General features: G+C 66.2%; 17 protein-coding genes. 10 read left to right on the forward strand and 7 right to left on the reverse strand.

Annotated features, from left to right (window positions below; translation table 11 throughout):
• Positions 1-18 precede the first annotated feature (18 nt).
• Entirely contained in the window at positions 19-1,032 is a 1,014-nt protein-coding gene (locus G6N68_RS13690; protein ID WP_163712982.1) for an alcohol dehydrogenase catalytic domain-containing protein, read from the reverse strand.
• A gap of 9 nt (positions 1,033-1,041) precedes the next feature.
• Complete coding sequence (locus tag G6N68_RS13695) at positions 1,042-2,328, reverse strand: cytochrome P450 (RefSeq protein WP_205351478.1); 1,287 nt, start codon at positions 2,326-2,328, stop codon at positions 1,042-1,044.
• A 302-nt stretch (positions 2,329-2,630) separates the two neighbouring features.
• Between G6N68_RS13695 and G6N68_RS13700 the strand changes: the two genes are divergently transcribed.
• The 3 genes from G6N68_RS13700 (at position 2,631) to G6N68_RS13710 (ending at position 3,651) form a co-directional block, all read left to right on the forward strand.
• A complete protein-coding gene (locus G6N68_RS13700) occupies positions 2,631-3,038 on the forward strand; it encodes a hypothetical protein (protein WP_163712991.1) in 408 nt (135 codons plus the stop codon).
• Positions 3,039-3,050: 12 nt separating this feature from the next.
• On the forward strand, positions 3,051-3,344 hold the full coding sequence (locus G6N68_RS13705) for a hypothetical protein (protein ID WP_163712993.1): 294 nt from the start codon (positions 3,051-3,053) through the stop codon (positions 3,342-3,344).
• Positions 3,345-3,417: 73 nt separating this feature from the next.
• Positions 3,418-3,651 carry an Rv1893 family protein gene (locus G6N68_RS13710; protein ID WP_163712996.1) on the forward strand — a complete coding sequence of 78 codons (234 nt, stop codon included), beginning with the start codon at positions 3,418-3,420 and terminating at the stop codon, positions 3,649-3,651.
• Between the two features lie 12 nt (positions 3,652-3,663).
• Here G6N68_RS13710 and G6N68_RS13715 read toward each other — a convergent pair whose 3' ends face one another.
• Positions 3,664-4,794 carry a nitronate monooxygenase gene (locus G6N68_RS13715; RefSeq protein WP_163712998.1) on the reverse strand — a complete coding sequence of 377 codons (1,131 nt, stop codon included), beginning with the start codon at positions 4,792-4,794 and terminating at the stop codon, positions 3,664-3,666.
• A gap of 121 nt (positions 4,795-4,915) precedes the next feature.
• Positions 4,916-5,380: a hypothetical protein gene (locus G6N68_RS13720; RefSeq protein WP_163718563.1), complete on the reverse strand. Its 465-nt coding sequence runs from the start codon at positions 5,378-5,380 to the stop codon at positions 4,916-4,918.
• A gap of 173 nt (positions 5,381-5,553) precedes the next feature.
• Between G6N68_RS13720 and G6N68_RS13725 the strand changes: the two genes are divergently transcribed.
• The 3 genes from G6N68_RS13725 to G6N68_RS13735 are packed head-to-tail and all read left to right on the forward strand — an operon-like array spanning position 5,554 to position 9,470.
• Positions 5,554-7,482: a flavin-containing monooxygenase gene (locus G6N68_RS13725; RefSeq protein ID WP_163713001.1), complete on the forward strand. Its 1,929-nt coding sequence runs from the start codon at positions 5,554-5,556 to the stop codon at positions 7,480-7,482.
• Positions 7,483-7,492: 10 nt separating this feature from the next.
• Positions 7,493-8,518 (forward strand): alcohol dehydrogenase catalytic domain-containing protein, encoded by a 1,026-nt coding sequence (locus tag G6N68_RS13730; RefSeq protein ID WP_163713006.1) that lies wholly within the window; start codon positions 7,493-7,495, stop codon positions 8,516-8,518.
• A 19-nt stretch (positions 8,519-8,537) separates the two neighbouring features.
• Positions 8,538-9,470 carry a carbon-nitrogen hydrolase family protein gene (locus G6N68_RS13735; RefSeq protein ID WP_371871577.1) on the forward strand — a complete coding sequence of 311 codons (933 nt, stop codon included), beginning with the start codon at positions 8,538-8,540 and terminating at the stop codon, positions 9,468-9,470.
• Here G6N68_RS13735 and G6N68_RS13740 read toward each other — a convergent pair.
• A complete protein-coding gene (locus tag G6N68_RS13740; RefSeq protein WP_163713012.1) occupies positions 9,454-10,362 on the reverse strand; it encodes a class I SAM-dependent methyltransferase in 909 nt (302 codons plus the stop codon). The genes G6N68_RS13735 and G6N68_RS13740 overlap by 17 nt on opposite strands.
• Before the next feature lie 42 nt (positions 10,363-10,404).
• Positions 10,405-10,836: a D-aminoacyl-tRNA deacylase gene (gene dtd, locus G6N68_RS13745; protein ID WP_163718564.1), complete on the reverse strand. Its 432-nt coding sequence runs from the start codon at positions 10,834-10,836 to the stop codon at positions 10,405-10,407.
• Positions 10,837-10,868: 32 nt separating this feature from the next.
• Here dtd and G6N68_RS13750 point away from each other — a divergent pair, with 32 nt between their 5' ends.
• Positions 10,869-11,174 (forward strand): MTH1187 family thiamine-binding protein, encoded by a 306-nt coding sequence (locus tag G6N68_RS13750; RefSeq protein WP_163713015.1) that lies wholly within the window; start codon positions 10,869-10,871, stop codon positions 11,172-11,174.
• A 243-nt stretch (positions 11,175-11,417) separates the two neighbouring features.
• Positions 11,418-14,048: a PE family protein gene (locus tag G6N68_RS30805; RefSeq protein WP_240355460.1), complete on the forward strand. Its 2,631-nt coding sequence runs from the start codon at positions 11,418-11,420 to the stop codon at positions 14,046-14,048.
• Between the two features lie 239 nt (positions 14,049-14,287).
• Here the strand turns inward: G6N68_RS30805 and G6N68_RS13760 are convergent, their stop codons facing one another.
• Positions 14,288-14,782, reverse strand: a complete 495-nt coding sequence (locus tag G6N68_RS13760; protein WP_205351330.1) for a macro domain-containing protein — start codon at positions 14,780-14,782, stop codon at positions 14,288-14,290.
• Between the two features lie 196 nt (positions 14,783-14,978).
• Between G6N68_RS13760 and G6N68_RS31505 the strand changes: the two genes are divergently transcribed.
• Together G6N68_RS31505 and G6N68_RS13770 are read left to right on the forward strand one after the other, a co-directional pair.
• Positions 14,979-15,356, forward strand: a complete 378-nt coding sequence (locus tag G6N68_RS31505) for a hypothetical protein (protein WP_205351331.1) — start codon at positions 14,979-14,981, stop codon at positions 15,354-15,356.
• A gap of 90 nt (positions 15,357-15,446) precedes the next feature.
• The gene (locus G6N68_RS13770) at positions 15,447-16,418 is read left to right on the forward strand and encodes an IS481 family transposase (RefSeq protein WP_163713018.1); all 972 of its coding nucleotides are present in this window, start codon (positions 15,447-15,449) and stop codon (positions 16,416-16,418) included.
• The last annotated feature ends 182 nt before the right edge of the window (positions 16,419-16,600 follow it).

Consider the following 16,600-nt stretch of genomic DNA (forward strand, 5'->3'; position numbering starts at 1 on the left):
TCACGCGTCGACGTTACTTCAGACCGTGAGGACGGTCCGGTAGTGTGCCCGTCCCTGCTGCATCGCCGCATAACCGTCGGGCGCCTGCGACAACGGCAGCTCTTCGATCCACGCCCTAACGCCCGACAAGACGGCGAATTGCATTGTGTCTTCAACATCTTTCGCCGTACCGGAGGGGTGCCCGGTGACGGTCAGACCGCCCATGATCAGCTGGGCCGGACTGATCGGAAGCGGGTCCGGGCTGACACCGATGACGACGAGTTCGCCTTGCGGCAGTATGCCTCCCACCGTGTCGCCCATGGCCGCCGAGTTTCCGGCGGTGGCCAGCACGACGCTGACACCGCCCAGGGCACTCAGCGCTGCGGAGACGTCGCCACTGGTCGAGTCGATGTAATGGTGGGCGCCCAGCTTGCGGGCATCCTCGGCCTTGGCGGCACCGCGCGCGATCGCGATGGTCTCGAAGCCCATGGCTCGGGAGAACTGCACCCCGAGGTGACCCAGACCGCCAACCCCGAGAACAGCGACCCGGTCGCCAGGCAACGCCCGGGTGTGGCGCAACGCGTTGTACGTGGTGACGCCCGCACACCCCATCGGGGCCGCCTCGACGTCGGAAAGCTCAGCCGGTATCCGTGCCAGCGCATTGGCCGGTGCGACAACGGATTCGGCGTAGCCGCCCGGGTACTGCCAGCTCGGGACCTTCATGTTCGCGCAGTGGATGAAGACCCCCTTGCGGCATTGGTCGCAACTGTTACAGTGCCCGCCGAACCACCCCAATGCGACCCGGTCACCGACCGCGAAATCCTCGACACCCTCGCCGAGTTCGGCTACGGTTCCGGCAATTTCGTGTCCCAGCGTCACTGGCCACGACATGTTCGGGAACCCGCCGTTGGCAAGGTGATTGTCGGTGCCGCAGACGCCGCACGCCGTTACCGCTATGCGCACCTCGTCGCGACCCGGTGGCGTCGTGTCGACCTCAGCCGGCTCCAACGGGGCGCCGGCGGACGGTACGTGGAATGCTCGATGAGTGGCCATCGCCAAAGCTTAATGGGCGACAGGGCATTTCGCTCCGTCAGCGTGGTAGTTGACCTGCCAGTGCTTGATTCCGTTGAGCCAGCCCGACCGCAGGCGCTCGGGTTTGCCGATCGGTTCCAGGTCCGGCATGACGTCGGCGATGGCGTTGAACATCAGGTCGATCGTCATCCGGGCCAGATTGGCACCGATGCAGTAGTGCGCACCGGTACCGCCAAATCCGACGTGCGGGTTGGGATCACGCAGGATGTTGAAGCGGAAGGGATCCTCGAACACCTCTTCGTCGAAGTTGGCCGAGCGGTAGACCATCACGACGCGCTGGCCCTTCTTGATTCGCACCCCTGACAATTCGTAATCCTCGAGGGCGGTGCGTTGGAACGACGTGACCGGTGTCGCCCATCGCACGATCTCGTCGGCGGTGGTCGCGGGCCGTTCCTTCTTGTACAGCTCCCACTGGTCGGGGAAGTCGGTGAAGGCCATCATGCCTTGCGTGATGGAGTTGCGGGTGGTCTCGTTGCCCGCGACCGCCAGCAGGATGACGAAGAAGCCGAACTCGTCGTCGGAGAGTTTGTGTCCGTCGACGTCGGCTTGGACCAGTTTGGTGACGATGTCTTCGCCCGGGTTCTGCGCCCGATCGGCTGCCATCTGCATGGCGTACATGATGAGTTCGACCGAAGCGGTCATGGCGTCGTTGCTGGCGAATTCCGGATCCTGGTCGCCCACCATCTGGTTGGACCAGTGGAACAGCTTCATCCGGTCTTCCTGCGGCACGCCCAGTAGCCCCGCGATTGCCTGTAGGGGAAGTTCGCAGGACACCTGCTCGACGAAGTCGCCCGACCCTTGTGCCGCGGCGCCCTCGACGATGCGGCGAGCCCGCTGCGCCAGCTCGTCGCGGAGGCGCTCGACGGCTCGCGGTGTGAAGCCGCGGGAGATGATCTTGCGCAGTCGGGTGTGGTGTGGCGCGTCCTGGTTGAGCAGAACGAACTTGCCCCGCTCGATCTGCTCGCCGACCGTGCCGTCCTTGTAGCGCGGCAGGGCGGTCTTCTCCAGACTGGAGAAGACGTCGCTGCGCCGCGATATCTCTTTGACGTCCTTGTGCTTGGTGACCACCCAGAACCCGCCGTCGTCGAAACCGCCGACCCCGATTGGCTGCTCGTTCCACCAGATGGGAGCGGTTCGGCGCAACTCGGCAAGCTCTTCGACGGGCAGGCGCTCGGCGTGGATGTCCGGGTCGGTGAAGTCGAAGCCCGGAGGCAGGTTCGGACCTGGCTTGGTCGTCTGCTCGGCACCTGAGTTCACGATCGACACGGCCCCTCCTCGATGCGAGTTCCGTTAGTGGGGATCTAGAGCCAATAAACCATTGCTACACCACGGTTGGGAAGGTTCCCACCAAGATCGCTCTACCTGGACTGCAACGTGTTCAACCGAGGAGTTCGACAGCCTGGCCGCAGCCGCTCGACCACGGATCCCGGCTACCGACCCCGGCGACGTGCGTCGTCAGCTGCGCTTTTCGGCCCGGTCCGGCTTGCTGCTACCGGTGTTGTGGGCCCGGTCACAATGGATATGCTTTTACCGAACTGACCGGTGATGAAGGGGTGTGCATGATTCGCGAATTGCTCGCAGCCGCTGCGCTCACGGGCGCGGCGCTCGGTGTAGCGCCGGTCGCCGGAGCCGACAACGGGCGCTGGCCCGGCGACGTACCGGGGATGAACTACGACGCCTCGCTGGGCGCCCCATGCGATAACTACGAGCGGTTCATTTTCGGTCGCGGTCCCAGCGGCCAGGCCGAAGCGTGCCACTTCCCGCCGCCGAACCAGTTCCCGCCCGCCACAACCGGTTACTGGGTGATTTCCTACCCGCTGTACGGCGTCCAGCAGATCGGCGCGCCCTGCCCGGGGCCGCAATCTGCGGCGCAATCACCGGCCGGCCTGCCCATGCTCTGCCTGGGAGCTCAGGGCTGGCAGGAAGGGTGGTTCACCGGCGCAGGATTCTTCCCGCCTGAACCGTAGGAGCAGCATCGGATGAAGCGCCAAGGCCAGTCCGTCGAATCACCGATCCCACGGTGGCTGCGCTTCGTGCTGGTGTCTGACCGGGCCGGCTCGGCCTGGTATATCGGACTCGGGTTCTTCTTCGCCCCGGTACTTGCCGTGTTGTCGCCGTGGCCAACCGTCACCACTGTGCTGTGGTGGCTCATCGGCCTGGCGGGGCTTTGGCTCGGCCTGCTCGGAATCGCAATGGCCGCCGGACTGGCGCGGGTATTGCGGTCGGGCAGCGAAATCCCGGAAGACTACTGGCGAACCCTGGTCAACTACTGAGCGCGACTCCTGTCGGGCGCATTCGCTGCGTCTAGAGTCTTATCCAGAATTCGCCAACGAACAGGAGAACCTGATGGGTTTTGAACCCAAGGACGCCGTCGACGCGCTCCGCGACATCGCTACCAACACGGTCGAAAAGGCTTCCGACATCGTCGAAAACGCCAGCCACATCATCCGCGGCGACATCGCCGGAGGCGCCAGCGGCATCGTCCAGAACTCCATCGAGATCGGCACCTACGCCGTCGAACGGGTCAAAGAGGCCGTCACCGGCCGCGATGACGACATCGACGACTTAGGCGCCGACTAGAGAACGCGGTCGTTAAACGCCGGCCGCCTCATTGAGCTCGTTCAACCGGCCGGTCGCCTCCAGGTACTCCTGCACCCAGCGCTCGATCACGGCGGCAGACTTTTCCACCTTCTGGAACTGACCGACCACCTGGCCGACCGGGTTGAACGCCACGTCGACGGATTCGTTCGGGTAGCGGTTGGTGGCGCGCACTGCCATGCCGGAAACCATGTATTGCAGCGGCATGCCGAGCGGCTTCGGGTTGTCGGGCTGCTCCCACGCCTCGGTCCAGTCGTTACGCAGCATCCGGGCCGGCTTGCCGGTGAACGAGCGGCTGCGGACGGTGTCGCGGCTGTCGGCCTTTATGTACGCGGCCTGCTGAACAGGGGTGTTCGAAGACTCCTCGACCATCAGCCACTGGGAGCCGGTCCAGGCGCCCTGGCAGCCAAGCGCCAGCGCAGCGGCGATCTGCTGGCCGCTGCCAATCCCGCCTGCACCCAGGACCGGAATGGGGGCCACCTCCTTGACGACCTGGGGCCACAACACGATCGAGCCCACTTCACCGCAGTGCCCGCCGGCCTCGCCACCCTGGGCGATGATGATGTCGACCCCGGCGTCGGCGTGCTTGCGTGCCTGACGAGGAGAACCACACAACGCGGCCACGATTCGGCCCTCATCGTGAATGTGCTTGATCATGTCCGCCGGGGGAGTGCCCAGCGCGTTGGCGATCATCGTCACCTTCGGGTGCTGGAGCGCCACTTCCACCTGCGGGGTGGCCGTCGCTTCGGTCCAGCCCAGCAACTGCAGGCTGTCGGAGTCGCTGTCCTCGACCGGAACGCCATGGTCGGCGAGGATCTTCTTCGCGAAGTCCAGGTGTTCCTGCGGCACCATCGACCGCAAGGTGTTGGCAAGTTCCTCAGCCGACTGGTGCGAGTCCATCCCCTCGTACTTGTTCGGGATGACTATGTCGACGCCGTAGGGGTGGTCGCCGATGTTCTCGTCGATCCACTTGAGTTCGATCTCCAGTTGCTCGGGAGTGAACCCGACGGCGCCGAGCACGCCGAAACCACCGGCTTTGCTCACCGCCACGACCACGTCACGGCAGTGGGTGAAAGCGAAAATGGGAAACTCGATGCCGAGTTTGTCGCATAGCGCGGTGTGCATGTCTGCTCCTGGGAAACCTTAACCAGCCACGAAAACTGAAACCTGTTCTAGTTTAGTACGGCCGTCGGCGACTTGGCCAGCAAGGTCGACCGTCGTGCAACTAAGGACTATCACAGACAGGTCATACTGCCAGGCTGCGGGCCGTCCACAGGACCAGCAACGCCAGCATGCAACACGCGCAGATGAGGTGGTCGCGGCCGACGGCGCGCGCCAGGCGGCTTTGATCGGCAGCGGTGTCGGCGCGGTGGCCGAGCCGGACCGCACGGGGGACGGTGCGCGTGAGCGCCAAGCCGATGGGCAGGCACGCCAGCACGACCGACGTCCATAGCACCCACGCGGGTTCGTGCCCGCGAAAGGCTTGAAACCCGAGCGCGCCCAACAAGATCAGCATCACTACCGCGATCAACCTGCCCATCGGTTGCGAGGTTGTGGTTGCACGGTGGTAATAGCCGGCGATAGAGGCCAGCACGGACTCGGGGAGTTCCTGCGCCCTATTGCGACGGCGCAATGCCTGGACGTCGAACATGAGGTCCATCCATAAAACGGCAAGCAGGAAGCCACTGCAGGCGGTGAGTAGTGCGGCCACGAAGCCCATTTTTGGCCATACTTCCGCCGAAAAGCGCAGATGTGGCTGAAGTTAGAACAGGTTCTAGCGTCGGGACTAGACGTCGTGAGGTCGCCAGGGGTAGCGTGAGCGCCGCGGTCAATTACCGAACCGTCGGTAGCGTAATTGGACAGTGGGTGGAAAGGATCGGCCCGATGCGCAGCCCTTACTCCGGTCTGCCGTTCACCACGCCCGACTCCGAGATCGCCGCAGCCCTGGAAGACGTCAGTGTCCCGACGCTGCTTCTGTCACTGGTACACATCACCGGCGACCGCCGATTCATCCAGGACTTCAAACCGATGGGGCTGTTCCTCAACGAAGTCCAAGGCTTCATGTCAGAGGAGGACAAGGCCCGCGCCCGGGCAGAGGCGCTCAAGGTCATCGCCGACTACCGGGACCGAGGCTGCCCCGAGCCTGCGCCGCTGAGCATCGAGCTCATCCGGGAGATGATGGATTGGGCCGCCTGCGAACACGTGCCTGACGAATACCTGTCGCTGCTTCTGGAAGAGATGGATCTCGAGGGGGCCGACCCGCGACGTCCGGCGGCACTGCCCGCCGAGAAAGCGGCGGAGTTCCCGGTACTGGTGATCGGCTGCGGTGAGTCCGGGATTCTGGCCGGAATCCGGTTGAAACAAGCCAACATTCCCTTCACCATCGTGGAGAAGAATGCCGGGCCCGGCGGAACCTGGTGGGAGAACCGCTATCCCGGTGCCCGCGTCGATGTGGCCAATCATTTCTACTGCTACAGCTTCGAACCCAACAACGACTGGACGCACTTCTTCGCCGAACAACCCGAGCTGCAGGACTACTTCACCCGCGTCATGGACAAGCACGGCCTGGCCGAGCGAGTGCGGTGGAACACCGAGGTCCTCGCCGCGGCATGGGACGACGACAACGGTGTCTGGCGGGTTTCGTTGCGCTCGGCCGACGGCCAGGTGAGCACCGTGCTTGCCCGGGCTGTCGTCACGGCCGTCGGTCAGTTGAATCGGCCGCACATCCCCGAATTCGACGGCGCGGACACCTTTTCCGGGCCCGCATTTCACTCTGCAGCCTGGGATCACAGCGTCGACCTGACCGGCAAGCGCGTAGCACTGATCGGGGCCGGCGCCAGCGGCTTTCAGATCGCACCCGCGATCGCGCCGCACGTCGAGCACCTCACCGTGTTCCAGCGCACCGCTCAGTGGATGTTCCCGAATCCGATGTACCACGACCGGGTCGGAGACGGCGTGCGTTGGGCGATGCCGCACCTGCCGTTCTACGGGCGGTGGTACCGGTTCCTACTGCTGTGGCCGGGCGCCGACAAAGGGCTCGACGCCGCGCGGGCCGACCCGAACTACGCCGACCCGGACTACGCGGTCAGTGACATCAATGCCGTGGCCCGCATGATGTTCAGCCAGTGGATCACCAGCCAGGTCAACGACGACGAATTGTTGGGCAAGGTCATGCCCGACTACCCGGCTACCGGCAAACGAACACTACAAGACAACGGCAGCTGGTTGCAGACGCTGCAACGCGACAACGTCGAGTTGGTGCGCACCCCGATTCAGCGGATCACCCCGCACGGCGTTGTCACCGAAGACGGCTCGGCCCACGACGTCGACGTCATCGTCTACGCCACCGGCTTTCGGCACACCGATGTCTTGTGGCCGCTGAAGATCACCGGCCGCAACGGAATTGATCTGCGTGACAAGTGGGGACGGCGTCCGTATGCCTACCTGGGTGTCACGGTTCCCGAGTTCCCCAACCTATTCCTGCTCTACGGGCCTGGAACTCACCTTGCCCATGGCGGCAGCCTGATCTTCCAGTCCGAGCTGCAGATGCGTTATATAAATCTGTGTTTGGAGCGCTTGGCGGGGGAGGGCATGCATTCTCTGGAACCGACCTCCGATGCCGCCGAAGAGTGGCACCAACGGACGCAGGCCGAGATCAAGCAGATGGTGTGGTCGCATCCCGCAGTCAAACATTCGTATTTCAAGAACCCCGACGGCGAGATCCACACCGTAAGCCCCTGGCGCCTGCCCGATTACTGGTCGGCGGTGCGTACCCCCGATTGGTCCAACTTCATTCTGCGACAACGAAAGTGAGTTTGCCGACATGCGCGCGGTAGTCATCGACGGACCCGGCAACATTCAGGTCGAGACACGCCCGGATCCGGTGCTGCCCGGCCCGGGCGGAGCGATCATCGAGGTGACCGCGGCCGGCATTTGCGGATCCGATCTCCACTTCTACGAAGGCGAGTATCCGTTCGCCGAATCGGTGGCACTCGGTCATGAGGCCGTCGGGACGGTGGTCGAGGTCGGAGCGCAGGTGCAAAGCGTCTCGGTGGGCGACTCGGTGCTGGTTTCCTCGGTGGCCGGCTGCGGGGCCTGTCCGGGCTGCGCGACCGACGACCCGGTCATGTGCTATTCGGGTCTGCAGATTTTCGGCTCCGGCGCGCTCGGCGGGGCCCAGGCGGATCTGCTTGCCGTACCGGCCGCCGACTTTCTGCTCCGCAAGATCCCCGAGGGCATCAACACCGAGCAGGCACTGCTCTTGACCGACAACCTTGCCACCGGATGGGCCGCCGCCCAGCGCGCCGACATCCCGTACGGCGGCACGGTGGCGGTGGTGGGCCTGGGAGCTGTGGGCCTGTGCTCGCTGCGGAGTGCGTTCATGCAGGGCGCCGCAACGGTTTTCGCGGTGGACCGGGTCGAGGGACGCTTGCAGCGTGCGGCCGACTGGGGCGCCACACCGATCAAGGCACCAGCGGCCGAGGCCATCCTGGCGGCCACCGGCGGCCGGGGTGCCGACTCGGTGATCGATGCCGTTGCAACGGACGCCTCACTGAACGACGCGCTCAACGCGGTGCGCCCCGGCGGTACGGTCTCTGTTGTCGGTGTCCACGACTTGCAGCCCTTTCCGCTGCCCGCCCTGTCGTGCCTGATGCGCAGCATTACACTGCGCATGACCACAGCGCCGGTGCAACGGACGTGGCCGGAGTTGATCCCGCTGCTGCAGTCGGGTCGGCTCAATGTGGACGGAATCTTCACCGCGACAATGTCTTTGGATGACGCGCCCAAAGGCTACGCCACCGCAAATGCGAGGTCCGGTGACGACGTGAAGGTTCTGCTGACACCCTGAGCGTGGCAGCATGGTTTCCATGCGTTGTGCCGCAATTCAGCTCGAAGCCGTGCCCGCGGACGTGGATGCCAACCTGGCCATTGCCGAGCGGCTGGTTGAGCATGCCGTGGCCGAAGGTGCGCAGACGATCGCATTGCCGGAGTTCTTCACCACCGGCGTCGGCTTCTGGCCCGAGCTCGCCCATGCCGCGCTCCCGCCGGATGGCAAGGCCACCGAGCTGTTGCAGAATCTGGCCCAGCGCCACGGCGTCATGATCGGCGGCTCGTTGCTGATCCGGGACGCCGATTGCGACGTCCGCAACGCCTACCTGCTCGTCACCGCGGACGGCGTCGTCGGCCGTCACGACAAAGACCTCCCCACGATGTGGGAGAACGCTTTCTACGTGGGCGGACACGACGACGGGGTGATCAATGCCGGCGAACTCACCGTGGGTGCGGCCGTGTGCTGGGAATTGATGCGCACCCAAACGGTGCGCCGCCTGCGCGGGCGCATCGACCTCGCAATGACCGGTTCGGGCTGGTGGTCGATTCCGCGCTGGTGGCCTGGCCCCGTCTTCGAGCGGTTGGAGACGCGCAATGCGGCAACCGCATGGCGGGCCGCCGCATCGTTCGCCACCTACGTTGGGGCACCCGTCCTGCACGCTGCGCACTCGGGGCCATTGCGCTGCCGCATGCCGTGGCTGCCACTGGGGTACGACGGCCGATTCGAGGGCGGGGCGATGATCGTCGCCGCCGACGGCGCCGTGCTGGCCTCCCGCGATCACACCACCGGGGAAGGCGTCGTCGTCGCCGATGTGGAGACCGGGCGCCAACCGCCAATCGCCAATGTTCCCAAGGGTTTCTGGCTACACCCGCGCGGTGCCCTGCCCGCGGCGGTGTGGCACTACCAGCGTTTGCACGGGCGACGCTACTACCGCCGACACGTCAACCCGGCGTTCACCGAGATGCGTTGACGTACTGCGAGCGCATGAAGTCATCGAGCTTGCGGTCGACGTCGGAGGGCGTCAACCCATAGCCAAGCTGCAGCTCTGGATTGGTGCGAACCGGATCGACCGTCCATCCGTGCCCGGCCAGCCACTCGGCCGGGTCGGTCTTGGTCTCGTAGGTCAAGGCCGAGAAGTCCACGTCGCCGGACATATCGACACCGGGGTGATTGGCTTCGAGAGCCGAAAGCTGCTCGTGGTCCAGCCGCGATCCCAACGCACCAATGGCGAGTCGGCTAGCCGGCGCCGACAGGTCGCTGATGCGGGTGAACAGAGCGGTCTGCGCCTCGTCGTTCAGATACGGCAATATCCCCTCGACCGACCAGGCGCTCGGCGCTTGCGGGTCGAAACCGGCCTGCCGCAACGGCGTTGGCCAATCGGTGCGTAGATCCGCCGCCACCTCAGTGCGGTGAGCCTTCGGGCGGGCGCCATGTTCGTCGAGTACCCGTGTCTTGAACTCCAGAACTTTCGGCAGGTCAACTTCGAAAACCACTGTGTCCGAAGACCAATCAAGGCGATAGGCCCGGGAGTCCAGACCGGCCGCGACGATCACGGCTTGCCGGATGCCGGCTTCACCCGCCGAGATGAAGAAGTCGTCGAAGAAGCGGGTTTGCACCCCGTACAGCTTTGGGAAGGTGGTCTCGTCCTCAGATTGTCCGGGATTGTCCAGCAGTCCCGTCAGATACGGGTCCCCGGATGCCCTGATGAAGGTCTCCGCGTATTCGTCGACGACCAGGGGTTGCCGGCTCAGGGCGTGCACTGCGCGCCATCCCGCCACCAGCAGCGCCGTGTACCCCACACTGCTGACAATGTCCCACTGGTCGTCGTCGGAACGCAGTGAACCAAATTCAGATGCCGTCATACCGGCGAAAGTACCCGTCGCGGTTTCGCTTGTCGGCCCGGCTCAGAGTTCCAGCATGATGGTCACCGGCCCGTCGTTGACCAGTTCGACATGCATGTGCGCGCCGAAGACCCCGGTCTCCACGTGCGCGCCCAGGCCGCGCAGTGCCTCCGCGAATGCCGTCACCAACGGCTCGGCGACCGCGGCCGGCGCCGCGGCATTCCAGGACGGACGACGGCCCTTGACGGTATCGGCATACAAGGTGAACTGACTGACCACCAGAATCGGCGCGTCGACGTCGGCAGCGGATTTCTCGTCGGTGAGAATCCGCAAATTCCAAAGCTTTTCGGCAAGGCGCTGCGCCTTCTCGGTCCCGTCACTATGGGTTACGCCGACCAACGCCAGCAAACCCTGCCCGTCCGGCCGAATGCTGCCTACCATCTGACCGTCCACGGTCACCGCCGCCGATGAGACCCGTTGCACCAGAACCCGCATGGCCCTCGATGCTGCCATGCCACAGTAGATGCATGTCGGTGCTGGTTGCGTTTTCGGTGACTCCGCTGGGGGTGGGGGAGGGTGTCGGCGAAATCGTCGCCGAGGCCGTCCGGGTGGTTCGCGAGTCTGGCCTACCCAACAAGACGGACTCGATGTTCACCACGATCGAAGGTGACACCTGGGATGAAGTGATGGCCGTCGTGCAGCGCGCGGTGGAAGCCGTGGCCGCGCGGGCGCCGCGGGTCAGCACCGTCATCAAGGCGGACTGGCGAACGGGGGTCACCGACGCGATGACCCAGAAGGTCGCGTCCGTCGAGCGGTACCTGTCTGGCGATTAGGCCCGCGTCTGCATGGCGGTGTCGGCGGCGTTGCCGCGACCCTGTCTGATTCGAAAAATTTGCACATTGGTAATTCGCGGCGTGGATTTGTCAATTTACTGTTTGCCCACGTCAGAGGCGTAAATTAGCGTCAGCGTAAAGGTTTCTGAATATGCATATCTTTTGCCCGGAATGTGCATACGCTGTGCTCGACCATCTCAGAATCTCGACGGGCGATCGGGCGCCCACCCTGGGAGGACAGCCATGTCGTACGTAATCGCAACACCAGACCTGTTGTCGGCGGCAGCCGCGGATGTAGCAGGCATTTGCAGGTCGTTGAGTGCGGCCAACTCCGCGGCCGCAAACTCCACCACCACCGTGGCCGTCGCGGCTGCGGATGAGGTGTCGGCGGCGATTGCGGCACTTTTCTCCCGCCACGGTCAGCAGTTCCAGGCATTGAGCGCGCAGGCGGCGACCTTTCAAGCCGAGTTTGTCCAGGCGTTGAGCGCCGGCGGAGCCGCCTATGTCGCCGCCGAGGCGGCCAGCGCCAACCCGCTGCAGGCGCTCGTCGATGCCGTGCTGGGCGTAATCAACGCACCCACCAACCTGCTGCTGGGACGCCCACTGATAGGTGACGGCACCAACGGCGCACCAGGCACGGGCCAAAACGGCGGTGCGGGTGGGATCTTGTGGGGCAACGGCGGCAACGGCGGATCGGGTGCGGCCGGTCAGCCCGGCGGCCGCGGCGGTGACGCCGGGCTGTGGGGCAACGGTGGTGCGGGAGGGGCCGGCGGGGCCGGACTGACTGGAACGGCTGGCAATACGGGCGCTCTCGGAGGCGGTGCTGGCGGGCCCGGCGGGACCGGCGGCCAAGGTGGAAATGGTGGGGCCGGCGGTAACGGTGGGCTGCTTTTCGGATCGGGTGGACCCGGTGGTGCCGGAGGTGTTGGAGGCGTCGGCGGCATCGGCGGAACCGGTGGCACCGGCGCCGCCGGAGTATCCGCGGGCGCAGCGGGCAACGTCGGCGGCACCGGGGGCAACGGCGGCGCTGGCGGCGACGGCGGCGCGGGCGGGCCCGGCGGCAAAGGTGGCCTGTTATTCGGCCAAGCAGGCACCAATGGCGCCGGTGGCGCCGGTGGCACTGGTGGCGACGCCGGGCCGGGCGGCGACGGTGGCGCCGGCGCCGCTGGCGACGCCATGAATCGCAACGGCGGCGCCGGCGGCAATGCCGGCAATCCGGGTGCGGTGGGCGCGGGAGGCAACGGCAACTCCGGTGCCCCGAGCGGTGTTGCGGGCGCAATATCGCAGGGCGGCACCGGAGGCACCGGTGGCGCCGGCTACGACGCCAGCACTGACGGCTCCGGCAACGGCGGCAACGGTGGCAACGGCGGCGGTGGCGGTCTGTACGGAAATGGCGGCCTCGGTGGGCATGGCGGCAACGGCTCGGTCGCTGGCAACGGAAGTGGCGGCAATGGCGGCAGGGGCGGCGACGGCGGTTCCCAAGGCGGCAACGGCGGCGCCGGCGGCGCCGGAGGCAGCGGCAGCGGCACCGGCAACAGCGGTGACGGCGGCAACGGCGGGAACGCCACTACCACTGGGACCGGCCCCATCACCGCCGGCGCCGGCGGTAGGGGCGGCGACGGCGGCAACCGCGGTGGCAATGGCGGCTGGGGCGGGAATCTAACGATCACCAATAGCGCATCGACCTTCGTTCCGGTTGGCGCCGCCGGCGGCGACGGCGGGAACGGCGTCAACGGAGGGTTTGGCGGAAACGGAGGCGAGGTGAATATCGGTACCAACGCAGCCAACGCGTCTGGCGTCAACGCTACCGGCGGCAAAGGGGGACTGGGCGGGGTCGGCACGACTGGTAACGGCGGGAACGGGGGAGCCGGAGGCCTGGGGAGGACGTTCGGAACGGGAGACGCGTTTGGCGGCGCACCGGGGGTCGGCGGGACCGGGGGCGGCACTGCCGGAAACGGCGGCCACGGTGGGGAAGCACAGAACTGGGGAACCGGAAACGCCACCGGCAGCCATGGAGCCGACGGCGCCGCCGGCGGCAATAACGGAGGAACCGGCGGCAACGGTGGCGCCGCATCGATCCACAACACCGCATCATCGGGTACCGTCACCGCCGGTAGGGGCGGGAGTGGCGGGAGCGGTACCGTCCAGGGCGGGAATGGCGGCACCGGAGGTGCCGCATTCACCGACGGCACTGGGGCGATCATGGCCGGTAACGGGGGCGACGGCGGCGTGGGCGGCAGCTTCCGCGGCGGCAACGGCGGCAATGGCGGCCAGCTAACCATCGGCAGCGCCAGCACCTCGAAATTCGTGCCGGTCGGCGCCAGCGGCGGCAACGGCGGCACCGGCTTCAACGGTGGGGACGGCGGAGGCGGTGGCACGGTGGAAGTCCAGATCGCGACGTACACGGCTAACGTGGTCGGCGGCACTGGGGGGCTCGCCGCCGGACCCGCCACGATCGGCAACGGGGGCCGCGGCGGCAATGGCGGTACCGCTATCACCTACGGAACCGGAGACGCCTTTGGCGGCATGGCGACGCCGGGGAGAGACGGCAACATAGGGGGCAACGGAGGCAACGGCGGCCAGGCACAAAACTTTGGAACCGGAAGCGCATTCGGCAGCAGCGGAGGCAATGGCGGCAACGGCAACACCGACGGGGGCAACGGCGGCGGCGGGGGCTCCGCGTCCGCCTCTAGTGGTAATGCCACCGGCGGCAACGGCGGCGGCGGCACTGGCAACACTAATAACGGAGGAAGCGGCGGCAACGGCGGCAACGCTCACGCTCCATCAGGCATTCCGACGCCTGGCGGCGGAGGCCCCGCGGGGTCCGGCGGTGCTAACCCAGGCAGTCCTGGCGCCCCCGGCAACATCGTCTAGGCGAAATCACCCTGGCACGGCAAGCAGTCTTGGCGCAGGGCGAGCCGCCGTTTGGGACTTGAGGAATAGACGGTAAGGCTTATCGACCGTACTTTTTTGTCCCCCATCTGGCATTCGCGCAGCGGGTGAGTTGGTTGACGCGTTCTCGAACGGCTCCCTGGCAACGTGCTCGAGCGAGTCATCACAGCGGCCCACGGCCGGGGTTCGAGGCACCCGCCGCATGGCCGGCCCGACGACGATTAGGCCCGCACGGCGGCCGCAAAAGCTTCTTCGGCGGCGTCGCCGTGGACCGCGAAGACGACACGCTCGAGGGATGTCGGCTGGTGCTGGCGGACCGCGTCGACCATGAGTCGCGCCGCGTCCTGCAACGGGAAGCCGCCCACCCCCGTCCCGAACGCCACCAGCGCGAGCGACCGGCAACCGAGGTCATCTGCCTTGCGGAGCGTCGAGCAGGTTGCCCGGGTGATGATCTCGGCCGAGGTAGGCCCGCCCAGCTCCATCGTCGCCGCGTGGATTACGTAGCGTGCCGGCATGTCACCGGCGGTGGTCTCCACCGCTTCGCCGAGCTCGATCGGAGCCTTCTCGTGCGACTCCCGTTGCACGGCCGGCCCACCGGCCCGGGAGATTGCCGCAGCGACTCCGCCGCCGTGCCGAAGTTGGGTGTTCGCGGCGTTGGCGACGGCATCGACCTCAAGTTTGGTGACGTCTGCCTGCAGGACTTCCAAAGCGATCATCGACTCATTGTCACCCGCACTGATCGGTCTGCTGGTCGCCTCCAGCGGCCGGCTGCCGGGCTCGTCGTAGCATGGGGTAGCTTGGCGTCAAGCGCGCAAAGCCGCGGCTCACTAGGAGGCAGACCGATGGCGCAAACAGACGACCCAGCTTCCAACGGCGGCGCGGGCGCACCGGGCGGGCAAGGCGGCCAAGGCGGTGCCGGCGGTCGAGGTGGCGCCGGAGGCGCGGGTGGTGCCGGCGGCGCAGGCGGTAGAGGCGGCGCAGGCGGTCGCGGTGGTGACGGCGGCCGTGGTGGCGACGGGGGAGCGGGTGGCCCCGGTGGCGCCGGCGGAGAGCCGGGCCGTGGCGGCGAGGGCGGCCCCGGCGGCCAGCCGGGGCAACCAGGACAGCCCGGTCAGCCCGGTCAGCCAGGCCAACCCGGGCAACCAGGCCAACCCGGGCAACCAGGCCAGCCCGGTAGCCCAGGCCAGCGCGGAGGACTTACCGACCCGGGCATACCGGGCCAAGAGGGTAGTCCCAGCACTTAAGGCCCGATCGCTATTGCCGCCGCTGGCGCAGCGACTGTTGGCGTGACCCGGGAGGTTGTTGACGGCGTGCCTGCTTGAAATGGGGAGGACCTCCTGACGGAGTGGATGTGTCTGCATTCACCCATAGGAGGTCCTCGTGTCTCACGCTAACGCCCGTACCAACCTGTTCGCTCGTCGGCTGATCGTCGAGCGTGTCGCTGCTGGTTGGCCGCCCGCGCATGTGGCTGAACAGCTGGGTATTTCGCGGTCAACGGTGTACAAGTGGTTGCGCCGGTACGCCGAGGGCGGCGACGCGGCGTTGGCCGACCGGTCCTCGCGCCCGATCCGGATGCCCCAGCGCACCAGCGCGCAAGTCGAGCAGAACGTGCTTGCAGCCCGGCGCCGCCACAAGCGCGGGGCTGTGGTGCTGGCCGCCGAACTAGGTCTCAATCCATCAACGGTCGGACGGATCCTGGCACGCCATCAGGTGCCCCACCTTTCTGCCATCGACCCGATCACGGGTGAAGCGGTGCGATCCTCGCGGCGCAGCGCCAACCGCTACGAACACCGCACACCCGGATCCTTGATCCATGTCGACGTCAAAAAGCTTGGCCGCATCCCTGTCGGTGGCGGGTGGCGCCTGCACGGGCGTGATGCCGCAGTCTCGGTTACCAACCGCAACAAGAAAACCAAGATCGGCTATGACTACGTCCACACCGCCATCGATGACTACACACGGTTGGCTTACAGCGAAGTGTTGCCCGACGAAAAGGACCTGACCTGCGCCGGATTCCTGCACCGGGCACTGGCCTGGTTCGCCGCTCACGGTGTGCGCGTGCGGCGCCTTCTTACCGACAACGCCCTGGTTTACCGGTGCGGCACAAACTGGGGCTGGGTGTGCTCAGCCTGGCAGCTCAAACGCCGATTCATCAGACCCGGCCGCCCCTGGACCAACGGCAAAGTAGAGCGCTTTAACCGAACCCTGCTCACCGAATGGGCCTACGCCAGCGCCTGGTCATCCAACAGCCTGCGCACACGAGGTCTTGACCAATTCCTACACCACTACAACACTCGACGAGGCCACTCCGCTCTCGGCGGAAAACCACCCATCAGCCGGCTCGCCGTCTGACAACAACGTGTCAGGTCACGACAACAGTGGAAGACTGCGGCGCCGCCAACGGTAGTTCACATCGACCACACACGAAGCAACAATATTGTTCCGGACGGACACCGGGTTTCTGGTCTCACGACGTGCGCCGTAGCTATCTCAATTGGGCAACCCGACATAACTCAGTTCCAATAATCGCGAGA

It is taken from the genome of Mycobacterium bourgelatii, from assembly GCF_010723575.1.
Classification (GTDB): domain Bacteria; phylum Actinomycetota; class Actinomycetes; order Mycobacteriales; family Mycobacteriaceae; genus Mycobacterium; species Mycobacterium bourgelatii.